This window comes from Arthrobacter sp. JCM 19049 (assembly GCF_001310435.1).
This window is the reverse complement of record NZ_BAXF01000777.1, coordinates 1-797: the sequence shown is the minus strand read 5'-3', so window position 1 is coordinate 797 and position 797 is coordinate 1. Positions and strand designations below refer to the sequence as shown.

Sequence of the window (797 nt, the reverse complement as noted above, 5' to 3'; positions counted from 1 at the left end):
CCCCTCCCCCGAAGCCGACCAGCACACCGGCGGCGCCGGTGCGCATTAGGTGCATGGCCGGGGTGTAGCCGGCCGCGCCGCCGACGATGACCGGCACGTCCAGTTCGTAGATGAACTGCTTCAGGTTCAGCGGTTCGGTGGTCTTGGAGACGTGCTCGGCCGAGACGGTGGTGCCGCGGATGACGAAGATGTCCACCCCGGCGTCGATGACGGTCTGGTAGTGCTCCTGGGTGCGCTGCGGGGTCAGCGACCCGGCCACCACCACCCCGGACTCACGGATCTGGGTGATCCGCTCGGTGATCAGTTCGGGCTGGATCGGTGCGGCGTACAGCTGCTGCAGCTTGCGGGTGATCGCCGGGTCGGCGCGGCGGGCGCTTTCCGAACGCAGCGCGGAGATTTCCTCAAGCACCGTGGTGGGGTCCTCGTAGCGGGTCCACAGCCCTTCCAGGTTCAGCACGCCCAGCCCGCCGAGCTTGCCCAGCTGGATGGCGGTGTCCGGGCTCATCACCGAATCCATCGGGGCGCCGAGGATGGGGGTGCTGAATTCGAAGGCGTCGATCTGCCAGGTGACCGAGACGTCCTTGGGGTCCCGGGTTCGCCGGTCCGGCACGATGGCCACGTCGTCAAGGGAGTATGCCTGGCTGGCGCGCTTGGAGCGGCCGATCTCAATCTCGTTAATCACTGCTCTAGGTTATCAAGTTCCCCTGCGGTTCACGGCCTTTGCGTCGCCACCGGCTGCGCCCGGCCGGTGCCGGTTCCCGGCAGTGAGGCCCGGATCCCGTCCAGCTGCGTAGCGG

General features: G+C 67.9%; 1 protein-coding gene. It reads right to left on the bottom strand.

Annotated elements, in window-relative coordinates:
- Positions 1-682: IMP dehydrogenase (locus JCM19049_RS16180; protein WP_279403431.1), on the bottom strand; the 682-nt coding region annotated here is incomplete at its 3' end.
- Between the last annotated feature and the right edge of the window lie 115 nt (positions 683-797).